Here is a 13,142-nt window from a genome sequence, read left to right as displayed (position 1 = left end):
GTTGGTGCCCGAGCTCACCTGCGCGGAGAACGTGGCGCTGCCGCTGCGTCTCACCGGCACCCCCCGCAAGGCCGCTCGGGGACGCCGCCGACGGCGGTGGCCACCAGCGGCACGCCCCGCCGCAACGCCTCCTGCGCCAGCGGCGCCCGGCCGGCCCACTCGACGACCAGCAGCGCGGCGTCGGCCACGGGCAGCAGCCGGGCGGCGTCGTCGCCCCGCCCGAGCAGCAGCACCGGCAGCCGCTCCCGGTCGATGCGGCGCTGCAGCAGCGCCCGGTCGGGACCCTCGCCGGCGATGACGAGCAGCGGCGGCGGTTGCAGCGACCGCCAGGATCGGGCCGCTGCGAGCAGCACGGCCAGGCTGCGCTCGCGCTCCAGACGGGTCGCGGTGACCAGCAGCGGTCGGCCCATGGCGCCGAGCTCGGCCCGCACCTTCGCCGGGTCGGGCTCACGCTCGGCCGGCCCCTGGCTCTCGCCCTCGGTGCGCTGCGCCGGCAGCGCGACGGGCGCGAGGCGCGCGTCGCGCGCTCCACGGCGGCGTGCGCGGCCGACGAGGTCCGAGGTGGCGCCGAGCACCACCGTGGCGGCGCGGGCCACCAGGTGCTCGGTCACGGCCCTCAGCTGGGCGCGCAGCCCGGGCGTGGTGGAGCGGGTGTGCCAGGTGACGATCAGCGGGGTGTCGCGGCGACGCAGCGCGAGGGTGGCGAGCAGCCCGGCCCGCATGCCGTGCGCGTGCACCAGGTGCGCGTCGGCACTGACGGCCCGCAGCAGCACAGCGGCCTCGACCCGGGTCCGCATCGGGACGGGCACGAAGCGGGCACCGGCCCGCGTGAAGTCGTAGCGCCGCTCCGCCGACGGCGGGGCGCAGACGGTGACGCGCAGCCCGCGCGCCACCAGACCGGCCGACAGCGACCGCACGTGCGCCCCGGTGCCGGCGCTACCGCCACCGAGCACCTGCACCACGTGCAACGTCCCCCGCCCACCGATCCCGCTCACACCGCCCACTCCCCGCCGGCGGCCTGCTCGGCCCGAGCCGGCCGCCGGGGGCGACCGCTGGCCGAGACGACGCACCTGGTACCCGCTCGGCGGCACGCGCCGGCCCCCGCGGCCATGGGCCGGGGGCCGTGCGCAGCCATGGCGCCGACCCGGTCGCCCGAGGCGCCGCCACGCGCGGCGTCCGGCCGTGCGACAGGCCGAGGGCCGTGTCCGGCACCGGCGGGAGCCACACGAGCCATCGGCCAGGCGCCCCGCCTGCCGCGCACCGCGCGGCCGACACAGGGCTCGCCTGCGGCCCGGGCCCCACCGGCGGCCCCCCGCGCCCGCAGAGGCCGTCGCGACAGCCCATCCTTCACGACCCGGCGGCCAAGCAGGACCACGCCAGCGGCCCCTCGCGGGCCCCCGGCCACAGGCCCGGCGCCATGGGCGGACTCCGGCCGCTCGACGCGGCCAAAGGCACCGGCCGCAGGCCAGACGCCCCGAAGGGCCGAACGCCTGCCGCGCGACACGCGACGACCGGGCACGACGCCAAACCCGCCGGCCATGGCCGCGGCAGCGACGCGCGGGGGCCGTCGCCAAGGCCCGGGCGGCCCTAGCCCATCGCTCACGGCAACCTCTCGTTCGCTGGGGGTGGAACGGCGTCCAGAATGCCAGGCGCCCGCCGCATCACGGTAGCGGCCACCACCCGCTCGGGTTAGGGCTCGGTTCGGTGCCCGAGCCGGGCGGCCGTGGCCAGCAGCTCCTCCGCGTGGGCCCGGGCCAGCTCGGAGTCCTCCTGGCCGGCCAGCATCCGCGACAGCTCCCGCACCCGGCCCTCGCCGTGCACGGACCGCACCCCGCTGCGCGTGACCGAGCCGTCGCTGGTCTTCTCGACGACCAGGTGCCGGTCCGCGAACGCCGCCACCTGCGGCAGGTGGGTCACGACCACGACCTGCGCGGAGTCGGCGAGCTTGGCGAGCCGCCGGCCGATCTCCACGGCCGCCTTGCCGCCGACGCCGGCGTCGACCTCGTCGAAGAGGTACGTCGGCACCGGCGCCGCGTCCGCGAACACCACCTCGACGGCCAGCATCACCCGGGACAGCTCGCCGCCCGAGGCGCCCTTGGCGATGGGCCGGGCGGGGGCGCCCGGGTGCGGGGCGAGCAGCAGTTCCACCTCGTCGGCGCCGTGCGGGCCGAGCGCCACCGCGCGGCCGTCGATCTCGACCGCCGTGTCGTCGCCCGGCGTGGCGTCCTGCTGCCGGACCGCCACCTGGATGCTGGCGTGGGGCATGGCGAGCTGGGTCAGCTCCTCGGTGACGGCGTCGGCGAAGCGCTTGGCGGCCTCGGTCCTGGCCTGGCTGAGCTCCCGTGCCTGCTCGGTGATGGTGGCGCGCAGGGCGTCCCGTTCCGCGGTGAGCTCGCCGATGCGGTCGTCGTCGCCGTCCAGCTCGGCGAGCCGGGCGGCGCCACGCTCGGCCCAGGTGAGCACGGCCTGGGTGCCGTCCTGGCCGGCGGCCGGCTCGGCGTACTTGCGGATCAGGTGGCTGAGGACGGCGCGCCGCTCCTCGACGGCGGCGAGCCGCAGCGGGTCGGCGTCCAGGCCGTCGGCGTAGCCGGCGAGGTCCTGCGCGACGTCGGCGAGCAGGATGCCGACCTCGCCGAGCCGTTCCGCGAGCTGGGCGACGGCCGGGTCGTGGCCGCTGACGCCCTGGAGCGCGCGGTGGGCGCCGGCGACCAGGGTGCCGGCGTCGTTGCCGCCCGGGTCGGCCGGGTCGCCGGCCAGCGCGGTGTGCGCGGCGGCCGCGGCGGAGGCCAGGGCCTCGGCGTGGCCGAGGCGGCCGGCCTCGGCCGCCAGCTCGACGTCCTCGCCTGGCCGGGGGTCGGCGGCGGCGATCTCGTCGAGGCCGAAGCGCAGCAGGTCGGCCTCCTGGGCGCGCTCGCGGGCGCGGGTGGTCAGCTCGGCGAGGACGGTGCCGACCTCGCGCAGCCGCCGGTAGGTCTCCTGGTAGGCAGCGAGTGACCGGGCGACGGCCTCCCCGGCGTAGCGGTCGAGCGCCTGCCGCTGTCTGGCGGGGCGCAGCAGCCCCTGCTGGTCGGTCTGGCCGTGCACCGCGATCAGTTCCTCGCCGAGCTCGGCGAGCAGCCCGGCCGGTACCGACCGGCCGCCGACGTGGGCGCGGGAGCGGCCCTCCGCCGAGACGGTGCGGCTGACCAGCAGCGCGCCGTCGTCCAGCTCGGCGCCGGCCTCCTCGGCCCGGCGGGCGGCCGGGGCGTCCGGCTCCACGGTGACGCGGCCCTCGACGACGGCGGCCTGGGCTCCCACCCGTACGTAGCCGGCGTCCGCGCGGCCACCGAGCAGCAGGCCGAGACTGGTGACGACCATGGTCTTGCCCGCGCCGGTCTCACCCGTCACCGCGGTGAAGCCGGAGGACAGCTCGACGACAGCGTCGTCGATCACGCCCAGGCCCTTGATCCGCATCTCCTCCAACACGGATACGACCATACGAGGTTCGCGGGGTCGCTGGCGACGACGGCCCCCACACTTCCGAGCCGGAGGCTCAGCGCGGGGCGCCCCGCCAGCCGGCCACCGGCAGCGCGAACTTGGCGACGAGACGGTCGGTGAACGGCGCGTGGTGCAGCCGGGCGAGCCGGACGGGGACGGCGCCCCGCCGCACCTCGACGCGCGCCCCTGGTGGCAGGTCGACGGTGCGGCGCCCGTCGCACCACAGCACGCCGGAACGGGTGTTGGGCCGCACCTCGACGGCGAGCACCGAGTCGGGGGCGGTGACCAGCGGCTTGGCGAACAGCGCGTGGGCGCTGATCGGCACCATCAGCAGCGCCTCGACCTCGGGCCAGACGATGGGGCCGCCGGCGGAGAACGCGTAGGCGGTGGATCCGGTGGGGGTGGCGCAGACCACGCCGTCGCCGCCGAACCCGGAGACGGGGCGGCCGTCGACCTCGAGCACGACCTCCAGCATCCGCTCCCTGGCGACCTTCTCGACGGACGCCTCGTTGAGCGCCCAGTCCTCGTGCACGACGGTGCCGTCACTCAACACGGTGACATCGAGGGTCATCCGCTCCTCCACCTCGTAGGAGCGGGTGACGACGCGGTCCACGACCTGGTCGAGGTCGTCGCGCTCGGCTTCGGCGAGGAAGCCGACGGTGCCGAGGTTGACGCCGAGCATCGGCACCCCTGAGGCGCGGGAGAACTCGGCGCCGCGCAGCAGCGTGCCGTCGCCGCCGAGCACCACGAGCAGCTCGCAGCCGTCCAGCACGCCGCGGGTCTGGTCCTTCTCGTCCACGGTGACGCGCTCGACGCTGGCCGGCAGCGGCAGGTCGACGGCCTCCTCGTCGAGGACGCGGACGCCGAGGCCGTGCGCGAGCAGGCCCTGCACGACGAGTTCCGCGCTTCGGACCGCGGCGGGCCGGCCGGTGTGCGCGAGCAGGAAGACGGTGCGGGCTTCGGGTCTGCTGGTCCCGGTTCTGACAGTCACTGCGGCCCCTCTGTCACGGCGCGGTCGACGTCGGCCGGGTCGAGTGCGGGCGCCCCGGCACGCAGCCAGAGAAAGTATTCAACATTGCCGGAGGGTCCCGGCAGCGGGCTGGCGACGACGCCGAGCACGCCGAGCCCCAGCTCGGCGGCCTGTCCCGCGACGGTGGTGACGGCCTCGGCGCGCAGCGCCGGGCTGCGCACCACGCCGCCGCTGCCGAGGCGTTCCCGGCCGACCTCGAACTGCGGCTTGACCATGAGCACCAGGTCGGCGTCGGGCGCGGCGCAGCGGGTGAGGGCGGGCAGCACCAGGCCGAGCGGGATGAACGACAGGTCGCCGACCACCAGGTCGACGGGTTTGCCGTCGATGGTGTCGAGCGTCAACTCGCGTACGTTGGTGCGGTCCTTGACGGTGACGCGGGCGTCGGCGCGCAGGTTCCAGGCGAGTTGACCGTACCCGACGTCGACGGCGATGACCTCGGCGGCGCCGGCGCGCAGCAGGACGTCCGTGAAGCCGCCGGTGGAGGCGCCCGCGTCGAGGGCGCGGCGGCCGGTGACGCGCAGTCCGCGGGGCGTGAAGGCGGCCAGCGCGCCGGCGAGCTTGTGGCCGCCGCGTGAGACGTAGCCGGGGTCGGCGTCGTCCGCGCGGACCACGAGGGCGGCGCTGGTGGCGACCTGGGTGGCGGGCTTGGCGGCGACCGCGCCGTTGACGGTGACACGGCCGGCGTCGATGAGCTCGCGTGCGTGCTCGCGGGATCGGGCCAGCTTGCGGCGCACGAGTTCCGCGTCAAGGCGGCTGAGGCGTCGCTGGGTCGCTGCTGCCACGGGGGGTTCAGCTCCTGGTGGTGTGCGGGGGTCCTGGCACGGGCGGGCCGGCCGGCTGGTCGAGCGCGGCCAGGGTCTCGCGCAGGCCGCGGTGCACATCCTCGTACACCTCCAGATGCCCGGGGACGGCGAGGTGGTCGGCGTCGGCCAACCTGACCAGGTGGGCGTCCACGCCGCCGTTTCCTGTGGGTCGCGTCCCGACGCCGAGCGGGCGCGGTCCCTCGTCCTCGGGTTCCTGCTCCTGCCTGGGCTCCTGGGGCTCTTCCATGGCCCCGACGCTACCCGCTGATCACCCGGCGGGACCGACGCGCCGCCGGAACGACCAGCGGGGTGCCGGATGGCCGCGACCGGTGTGGCCGAACTCGCCACCCGCCTTGGCGATGACCCGCTGGTCGTACGCCAACGTGACCCGCTCGGCCCGCAACCGGGGTTCCGACACCTCTCGCACGCCGTCTCCTTCTCGCTCCGCCCGGGTCATACCCGTCCGGCCCTTCGTTCCGTGACGAGCAGCCACCACGCCGACGGGCAACTGCCGCTCGGCGAAGGTCTACTGGGCCAGCGGGTCGGCGGCCACCGTGAGCAGCGCGCCCATCAGGCCGGCCGGCAGCGCGTTGGGTCCCGCGGCGCGGGTGAGCCGGCGAGCCAGTTGCGGCGAGGTGAGCGCGACGGGCCCGGCCGCCGCCGTGGCCAAGGCCGCGAGCAGCCGGGTCCGCTGGACCCGCACGCCGAGGGCGGCCGCGGTCTCGTCCCCCATCGCCAGCATCCGCAGCGGCCGGCCCAGGGCGAGCACCGGCGGCCAGAACTGAGCCCAGTCGCGGCCGTCGAGGGAGCCGGTCAGCCACAGCACGGCGCGGGCGGCGTCCGCCATGTCGGCGCGGGTGAGCAGGTAGCCGTTGACGGCGCCGCAGGCAAGGCACGCCGCAGGCGCCAAGGTACGGCCACGGCCGCCACCACCTCGGCACCCACGGCCGAGCGCCGCAGGCGAACCGCCCCCGCAGGCGTCAGTGGACGCCCCCGGCCGGGCGGAGCCAGGTCACGGACGGCCGGCCACCGCCAACCCCGCCCCTCCCCCGTCCGCTCAATCCCAGGCCCCTTCGAGGCCCTCGCCGCGCCAGGGGCGTCCCGTCGACCAGGCCGCCCCGCACAGCGCCCGCAGGCCGTCGATCGGTGCGCCCTCGCCCTCGAGGCGCAGCTCGTCGCCCGCCACGAACGCCCGCCACCCGCCGCAGTGCCACCCGCCGCCGGCTCGCACCTCGGGGTGCGGGGCCAGCAGGCCCCGCAGGTCGTCGGCCACATACGTCGGCCGGTGGTCGGGGCGTGCCGCGAGCAGTTGGGCCACGTCCGTCACCCCGGTCATCACCAGCAGCGAGTCGACGCCGCCCGCGTGGGCCCCCTCGATGTCCGTGTCGAGCCGGTCGCCGACGACCAGCGGCCGCCGCGCGCCCGTCCGCAGGATCGACTCACGGTGCATCGGCGGCCGCGGCTTGCCCGCGACCTGTGGTTCGACCCGGCCCCCGGAGGCGATCCGTACCGCCTCCACCGCCGCGCCGTTGCCCGGCACGATGCCCCGGCCGCTGGGGATGGTCAGGTCGGTGTTGGACGCGAACCACGGTACGCCCCGGTTGACGGCGATCGCCGCCTCCGCGATCACCCCCCACGGCAGCTCGGGCCCGCCGTAGCCCTGCACCACCGCCGCGGGCTCGTCGTCCGCCGAGTCCACGGGGCGCAGTCCACGTTCGGCGAGCGCCACCCTGAGCCCCTCCCCACCCGCGCACAACACCCGTGCACCGGCCGGCAGTTGCTCGGACATCAGCCGGGCCACGGCCTGCGCGGAGGTCACCACCTCGCCGGGCTCGGCGGCCACGCCGAGGCGGGAGAGGTGCGCGGCGACGGTCTCCGGCGTGCGGGCCGCGTTGTTGGTGACGTAGGCCAGCCGCATGCCGACCTCCCGCGCCGCCCGCAGCGAGTCCACGGCGTGCGGCACCGCCTCGCCACCCGCGTAGACGACCCCGTCGAGGTCGAGCAGCGCGGTGTCGTAGACCTCGTGGAGCGGCCGCGCGCAGCCGCGCGGCGCCGTGTCGGGCACGGTTCCCTCGCCCGTCCCGTCAACGCTGTCAACCATCATCCTCAGCTCATCTCCCGTGGTCCGCACGGCACTACGATGCGGGGATGCACGCCGCCGGCCTGGACCTCGCCCCGTTCCGCGCGCTCCGTTACGCGCCCGAGCGGGTCGGCAACCTCGCCGACGTGATCTCGCCCCCGTACGACGTCGTGGTACGGCCGGACGAGCAGCGTGATCTGGAGACCTCTGACCCGCACAACATCGTCCGCCTGATCCTGCCACGCACCCCGGAGCGCGCCGCCGCCACCCTCCGCGAGTGGCGGGCGGCCGGTGTCCTGGTGACCGACCCGAGGCCCGCGCTCTACGTGTACGAGCAGCGCGCCGCCGGCCGGCCGCCGCAGCGCGGCCTCATGGGGGCCCTGCGGCTGACGCCGCCGCACGAACGCACGGTGCTGCCGCACGAGGACGTGATCCCGGAGGTGGTCGCCGAGCGCGCCGCGCTGGCCCGGGCCACCGAGGCCGACCTCGAGCCGCTGCTCCTCGCCTACCGCGGCGCCCCCGACGACACGGCCGTGCCCGCGCTCATCGAGCGGGTCACGGCGGGCCCGCCGCTGCTCGCCACGCCCACCGACGACACCACCGAGCACCGGATCTGGGCCGTCGACGACCCGGCCGAGATCGCCGCGGCCCGCGCCGAGCTGGCCCGGCACCGGGCGCTGATCGCCGACGGTCACCACCGCTGGGCCACCCGGCTGCGGCTCGCCGCGGAGCACGACGGCCGGGCGCCCTGGGACCGCGGCCTGGTGCTCCTGGTGGACACCGCCCGGCACCCGCTGCGGGTCAACCCGATCCACCGGGTGCTGACCGGGCTGCCGCCCGCCGAGGCGCTGGCCGCCGCCGGCACGGCGTTCCGGGTCCGATCCGTGACGGGGCCGCTGGAGGCCGCACTGGGCGTGCTCGGCGAGGCGTCGGGCAACGCCTTCCTGCTGGCCGCGGACGGCGCCTTCCACCTGCTCGACCACCCGGATCCCGCGCTGCTCGCCCGCACCGTGCCGACCGACCGGCCGCCCGCCTGGCGCACGTTGGACGCGACGGTGCTCGACGCCGTGCTGCTCGGCGAGGTGTGGCGCCCTCCCCCCGGCCGCCCGCCGCTGCGGGCCCGGTACCTGCACAGCGCGACCGCCGCCGTGGCGCAGGCGGCCGGATCGGCCGACGGTTTCGCGGTACTGATGCGCGCGGCGCGGGAAGACACCGTGCGGGCCCTCGCCGAGGCGGGCGTCACGATGCCGCACAAGTCGACCTCGTTCGGGCCCAAGCCGGCCACGGGTCTGCTGCTGCGGGACCTCCATGACGCGGGTGACGAGCCCGACCCGATTGTCGCGCGAATTTAGGTTAGGCTAACCTCACTTCCAGTTTGCTGTCGCACCTGGGAGCCCCATGAGCACCACCGTCTTCGCCCGACACGACGAACGGCTCGGTCAGTTCACCCTCCGCCTCGTCGACCCCGCCGCCGACGCGGAGCTGCTGCACCGCTGGCTCACCCACCCCAAATCCGTCTTCTGGCTCATGCAGGACGCCGAACTCGACGACGTCCGCAAGGAGTTCGAGAGCATCGCCGCCGCCACCTCCCACCATGCCTACCTGGGCCTGCACAACGGCGAGCCGGCCTTCCTGGTCGAGGTCTACGACCCGGCCCACGACGCGGTCGGCACCGCCTACCCGGTCCAACCCGGCGACATCGGCATGCACTTCCTGGTCGCCCCCACGGACGCCCCGCTCCACGGCTTCACCCTCGCCGTGATCACCACCGTGATGGAACTGCTCTTCGCCGATCCCGCCAACCGCCGCGTGGTGGTCGAACCCGACGCCCGCAACAAACCCGTCCACGCCCTCAACGCCGCCGTCGGCTTCCACGTCGAGCGCACCGTCCCGCTGCCCGGCAAGGACGCCCATCTCAGCTTCTGCACCCGCGAACAGTACGAGGCCGCGCGGGCGGCCACGGCAGCCCCCCAGGAGTGAACCGCATGACCGTCCCCCACGAAGCCGTCGCCCACCTCACCCCCGAGCTCTGGCAGCGCGCCAACCGCCTGCTGATACGCAAGGCGCTCGCCGAGTTCTCGCACGAGCGCCTGTTGACCCCCGAGCCACGCCCCGACGGCCGCCACACGGTGCTCGCCGACGACGGCACCACCGCCTACCACTTCGCCGCCCGCCGACTCGCCCTCGACCACTGGCTGGTCGAGGGCGACTCCGTCACCCGCGAACGCGACGGCGTGCCACTCCCCCTCGACGCCCTCGACTTCTTCCTCGACCTGCGCGGTGCCCTCGGCCTCAGCGACGACGTCCTCCCCGTCTACCTGGAGGAGATCACCAGCACCCTCGCCGGCAGCGCCTACAAACTCGCCGCCCCGCACCTCCCCGCCGCCGAGCTGGCGAGCCGCGACTTCCAGACCATCGAGGCCGCCATGACCGAGGGCCACCCCTGTTTCGTGGCCAACAACGGCCGCCTCGGCTTCGACGCCGCCGAGTACCGCGCCTACGCCCCCGAGGCCGGCGCCCCGGTCCGGCTCGTCTGGCTCGCCGCCCGCCGCGACCTGGCCACCTTCACCGCCTGCGCCGACCTCGACTACGAGACCCTGGTCGCCGGCGAACTCGCCCCCGGGACCCGCCGCCGCTTCGCCGACCGGATGGCCGCGCTCGGCCTCGACCTCGCCGACTACTACCTCATCCCCGTCCACCCCTGGCAGTGGTGGAACCGGCTCTCCGTCACCTTCGCCGGCGAGGTCGCCAGGCAGCACCTGGTCTGCCTCGGCGAGGGCGACGACGCCTACCGCGCCCAGCAGTCCATCCGGACCTTCTTCAACACCGACGCCCCCGACAAGCACTACGTGAAGACCGCGCTCTCGGTGCTCAACATGGGCTTCCTGCGTGGCCTCTCCGCCGCCTACATGCGCGCCACGCCGGCCATCAACGACTGGCTCGCCGGAGTGATCGCCGAGGACGAGCTCCTCACCCGCGCCGGCTTCTCGATCATCCGCGAGCGCGCGGCCATCGGCTACCACCACCGGCACTACGAGGCCGCCACCGAGAAGGGCTCGCCCTACCGCAAGATGCTGGCCGCGCTGTGGCGCGAGAGCCCGGTGCCCACCCTGCGCCCCGGCGAGCGGCTGGCCACGATGGCCTCGCTCCTCCACACCGACCGCGAGGGCGGCTCGTTCGCCGCCGCGCTGATCGCCGAGTCGGGACTGCCCGCCGAGGTCTGGCTACGCCACTACCTCGACGCGTACCTCACCCCGGTGCTGCACTGCCTCTACGCCTACGACCTGGCCTTCATGCCGCACGGCGAGAACGTCATCCTCGTCCTGGAGAACGGCGTGCCCAGGCGCGTCGTCATGAAGGACATCGCCGAGGAGATCGTGGTGATGAGCGCCGAGCAGCCGCTGCCCCCGGAGGTGGAACGGATCCGCGCCGACGTCCCCGACGACCTCTGGGCACTCTCCGTCTTCACCGACGTGTTCGACTGCTTCCTCCGCTTCCTCAACGGCGTTCTCGTCGAGAACGACCTGCTGGGCGAGGACACCTTCTGGGCGACCGTCGCCGCCTGTGTCACCGACTACCAGCAGGCCGTTCCCGAGTTCGCGGAGAAGTTCAAACGGTTCGACCTGTTCACCGAGCGCTTCGCCCTGTCCTGCCTCAACCGTCTGCAGCTGCGGAACAACCGCCAGATGGTCGACCTCCAGGACCCGGCCGGCTCGCTGGTGCTGGCCGGCACGCTCGAGAACCCGATCGCCCGCTACGCCTGACCGCGCGGCTCCTCGTCGCCGTCCACGTCCTCGTCCTCGACATCCGCGTCGGGGTCGAGCGCGTCGACGAACTCGAGACCGTCCAGCTCGGCCAGCCGGTCCGAGGCGTCCGTGGTGCCGCCCTGGTCCGCCTCGGCGGCCTTGGCGAACCACTCACGCGCCTCGTCCTCCCGGCCGACGGCCAGCAGCGCGTCCGCGTAGGCGTACCGCAGCCGCGCCGTCCAGGGCTGGACGGAGCTGGAGGCCAGCTCGGGGCTCTGCAGCGTCACCACGGCCGCCTCCGGCTGCCCCATGTCGCGCCGGGCCCCGGCCGCCACCAGGCGCATCTCCACCTGGCCAGCCTTGTCGAGCTGACGGACCTCGGGCTCGCCGGCCATGGCCAGCGCACGCTCGGGACGCCCGATGCCACGCTCGCAGTCGGCCATGATCGGCCACAGGTGCACCGAGCCGGTCATCCGCCGGGCGGCCCGGAACTCCGTCAGCGCCTCGGCGTACTTGCCCACGCCGTACGAGGCGAAGCCGGCCGCCTCACGCACGGCGCCCACCCGCGAGGCGAGCCGCAGCGCGGCCCGCGAGTAGCCGTAGGCACGCTCGGCGTCCTCATCGAGCAGCCTGGCCACCATCACCAGGTTGCGGGCCACGTCGACGGCCAGGGTCTTGGGCAGGCTCATCAGCTCCTGCCGCACCGAACGGTCGATCTCGTCGCCGGTCACCTCGTCCGGGATCGGCAGCCGCTTGACCCGCTCCCGATCGCGGTCCCGAGTCAGCTCGGGACCGCGGCGAACGCCGTCCCGCCGGTATCCGCCACGCGGGCCGCCACGGTCGTCGCGCCGCCCACGGAAGTCCCGCCCGTCGCGACGCTCGCCGTCACGCTCCCGCCACGGCCGATCCTCCCGCCGGTACTCCCGACTTCCCGAACCACCGCCACCGTACCGGCGCTCCTCACGCGGCCGGTCGTCACGCCGGAACCTGTCATCCCGAGGCCGGTCATCCCTACGGAACCGATCCTCGCGCGAACGGTCGTCACGGGGGCGGTCGTCACGCCGAAACCTGTCATCCCGAGGCCGGTCGTCCCTACGGAACCGGTCGTCACGCGGACGGTCATCCCTACGGGGCCGGTCATCGCGGGGTCGGTCATCGCGCCGGAAACGGTCACCACGCGGACGGTCGTCACGGGGGCGGTCGTCACGCCGAAACCTGTCATCCCGAGGCCGGTCGTCCCTACGGAACCGATCCTCGCGCGGACGGTCATCCCTACGGGGCCGGTCATCGCGCCGAAAACGATCCTCCCTGGGGCGGTCGTCCCTGCGGAACCGGTCGTCACGCGGACGGTCGTCCCTACGGAACCCCCCGTCCCTCGGCCGGTCGTCACGCCGGAAGCCGCGGCCACCGCCGCCACCCGAGCCCGAACCGCCGCTGCCGTAGCCGGGACGCCGGTCGTCACGCCGGAAACCGGCACCGCCGCCTCCGCCCGGACGACCCCACCGGTCGTCGCGGGGCCGGTCGCCTCGCGGACGCTCGTCGCGCGCACGGTCATCACGGGGCCGGTCGTCACGACGGAAGCGGTCATCCCGCGGCCCGCCGGGTCCGCGACGTTCGCCGTTCCGACGTTCGCCGTCCCGCTCCCAGCGTGGCCGTGAGCCCTCGTCCCGCCGGCCCCACGAGCCACCACCCTGGCCATGACCGCCACGCCGGTCGCCTCGCCACTCGCCGCGGCCTTCACCGCGCTGATAGCCGCCTCGATCCCCATCACGCCGGGGCGCACGCGGCTCCCGCTCCGGTCGACCCTCCGACGATTCCGTCATGGCCGTGACTCCTGCCTTTCCTGCCCTACAAAAACAAAAAACCTCTGGTTCCCCAGCATGCACGCTGGGGAACCAGAGGTTCCAAAAGATTGTCCGGCGGCGACCTACTCTCCCACACGGTCCCCCATGCAGTACCATCGGCGCTGGCAGGCTTAGCTTCCGGGTTCGGAATGTAACCGGGCG

Annotated in this window: 12 protein-coding genes, 1 rRNA gene and 2 pseudogenes; 4 read left to right on the top strand and 11 right to left on the bottom strand. The window is 75.0% G+C overall.

The features are described 5' to 3' along the window. Positions 1-86 (top strand): annotated as a pseudogene (locus tag ACFWI8_RS35105) (ABC transporter ATP-binding protein); the annotation flags it as partial. Here ACFWI8_RS35105 and ACFWI8_RS35100 read toward each other — a convergent pair. The 8 genes and pseudogenes from ACFWI8_RS35100 to ACFWI8_RS35065 all read right to left on the bottom strand — a co-directional run bounded on the left by ACFWI8_RS35100 (position 51) and on the right by ACFWI8_RS35065 (position 7,411). Then, on the bottom strand, positions 51-995 hold the full coding sequence (locus ACFWI8_RS35100; RefSeq protein ID WP_387099983.1) for a glycosyltransferase family 4 protein: 945 nt from the start codon (positions 993-995) through the stop codon (positions 51-53). The pseudogene ACFWI8_RS35105 and the gene ACFWI8_RS35100 overlap by 36 nt on opposite strands. Before the next feature lie 694 nt (positions 996-1,689). Then, complete coding sequence (gene recN / locus ACFWI8_RS35095) at positions 1,690-3,477, bottom strand: DNA repair protein RecN (protein WP_387099980.1); 1,788 nt, start codon at positions 3,475-3,477, stop codon at positions 1,690-1,692. A gap of 55 nt (positions 3,478-3,532) precedes the next feature. Further along, a complete protein-coding gene (locus ACFWI8_RS35090) occupies positions 3,533-4,468 on the bottom strand; it encodes an NAD kinase (RefSeq protein ID WP_387099977.1) in 936 nt (311 codons plus the stop codon). Beyond that, positions 4,465-5,289: a TlyA family RNA methyltransferase gene (locus ACFWI8_RS35085; RefSeq protein WP_387099974.1), complete on the bottom strand. Its 825-nt coding sequence runs from the start codon at positions 5,287-5,289 to the stop codon at positions 4,465-4,467. The genes ACFWI8_RS35090 and ACFWI8_RS35085 overlap by 4 nt, the downstream gene beginning before the upstream one ends. 7 nt (positions 5,290-5,296) lie before the next feature. Continuing rightward, on the bottom strand, positions 5,297-5,557 hold the full coding sequence (locus ACFWI8_RS35080) for a hypothetical protein (RefSeq protein ID WP_387099971.1): 261 nt from the start codon (positions 5,555-5,557) through the stop codon (positions 5,297-5,299). Positions 5,558-5,578: 21 nt separating this feature from the next. Beyond that, a complete protein-coding gene (locus ACFWI8_RS35075; protein ID WP_387099968.1) occupies positions 5,579-5,737 on the bottom strand; it encodes a hypothetical protein in 159 nt (52 codons plus the stop codon). Positions 5,738-5,763: 26 nt separating this feature from the next. Then, a pseudogene (locus ACFWI8_RS35070) lies at positions 5,764-6,190 on the bottom strand (iron chelate uptake ABC transporter family permease subunit); the annotation flags it as partial. Positions 6,191-6,367: 177 nt separating this feature from the next. Then, the gene (locus ACFWI8_RS35065) at positions 6,368-7,411 is read right to left on the bottom strand and encodes an HAD hydrolase-like protein (RefSeq protein WP_387099965.1); all 1,044 of its coding nucleotides are present in this window, start codon (positions 7,409-7,411) and stop codon (positions 6,368-6,370) included. A 47-nt stretch (positions 7,412-7,458) separates the two neighbouring features. Here ACFWI8_RS35065 and ACFWI8_RS35060 point away from each other — a divergent pair, with 47 nt between their 5' ends. Genes ACFWI8_RS35060 through ACFWI8_RS35050 form a run of 3 tightly spaced genes read left to right on the top strand, consistent with a single transcriptional unit; the run spans position 7,459 to position 11,154 of the window. Beyond that, the gene (locus ACFWI8_RS35060) at positions 7,459-8,742 is read left to right on the top strand and encodes a DUF1015 family protein (RefSeq protein WP_387099962.1); all 1,284 of its coding nucleotides are present in this window, start codon (positions 7,459-7,461) and stop codon (positions 8,740-8,742) included. 46 nt (positions 8,743-8,788) lie between these two features. Continuing rightward, on the top strand, positions 8,789-9,370 hold the full coding sequence (locus ACFWI8_RS35055; protein ID WP_387099960.1) for a GNAT family N-acetyltransferase: 582 nt from the start codon (positions 8,789-8,791) through the stop codon (positions 9,368-9,370). Between the two features lie 5 nt (positions 9,371-9,375). Then, entirely contained in the window at positions 9,376-11,154 is a 1,779-nt protein-coding gene (locus ACFWI8_RS35050) for an IucA/IucC family protein (RefSeq protein WP_387099957.1), read from the top strand. On the opposite strand, the gene ACFWI8_RS35045 is transcribed toward ACFWI8_RS35050, so the two are convergent. The 3 genes from ACFWI8_RS35045 to rrf form a co-directional block, all read right to left on the bottom strand. Then, entirely contained in the window at positions 11,145-11,885 is a 741-nt protein-coding gene (locus ACFWI8_RS35045; RefSeq protein ID WP_387099986.1) for a hypothetical protein, read from the bottom strand. The genes ACFWI8_RS35050 and ACFWI8_RS35045 overlap by 10 nt on opposite strands. Before the next feature lie 32 nt (positions 11,886-11,917). Continuing rightward, positions 11,918-12,904 (bottom strand): hypothetical protein, encoded by a 987-nt coding sequence (locus ACFWI8_RS35040; protein ID WP_387099989.1) that lies wholly within the window; start codon positions 12,902-12,904, stop codon positions 11,918-11,920. 146 nt (positions 12,905-13,050) lie between these two features. Next, a 5S ribosomal RNA gene (gene rrf / locus ACFWI8_RS35035) occupies positions 13,051-13,142 on the bottom strand; the annotation flags it as partial.

It is taken from the genome of Streptomyces sp. NPDC127098, assembly GCF_042722465.1.
GTDB classification, from domain to species: Bacteria; Actinomycetota; Actinomycetes; order Streptomycetales; family Streptomycetaceae; genus Streptomyces; species Streptomyces millisiae.
This window is presented reverse-complemented; position numbering and strand designations above follow the sequence as displayed.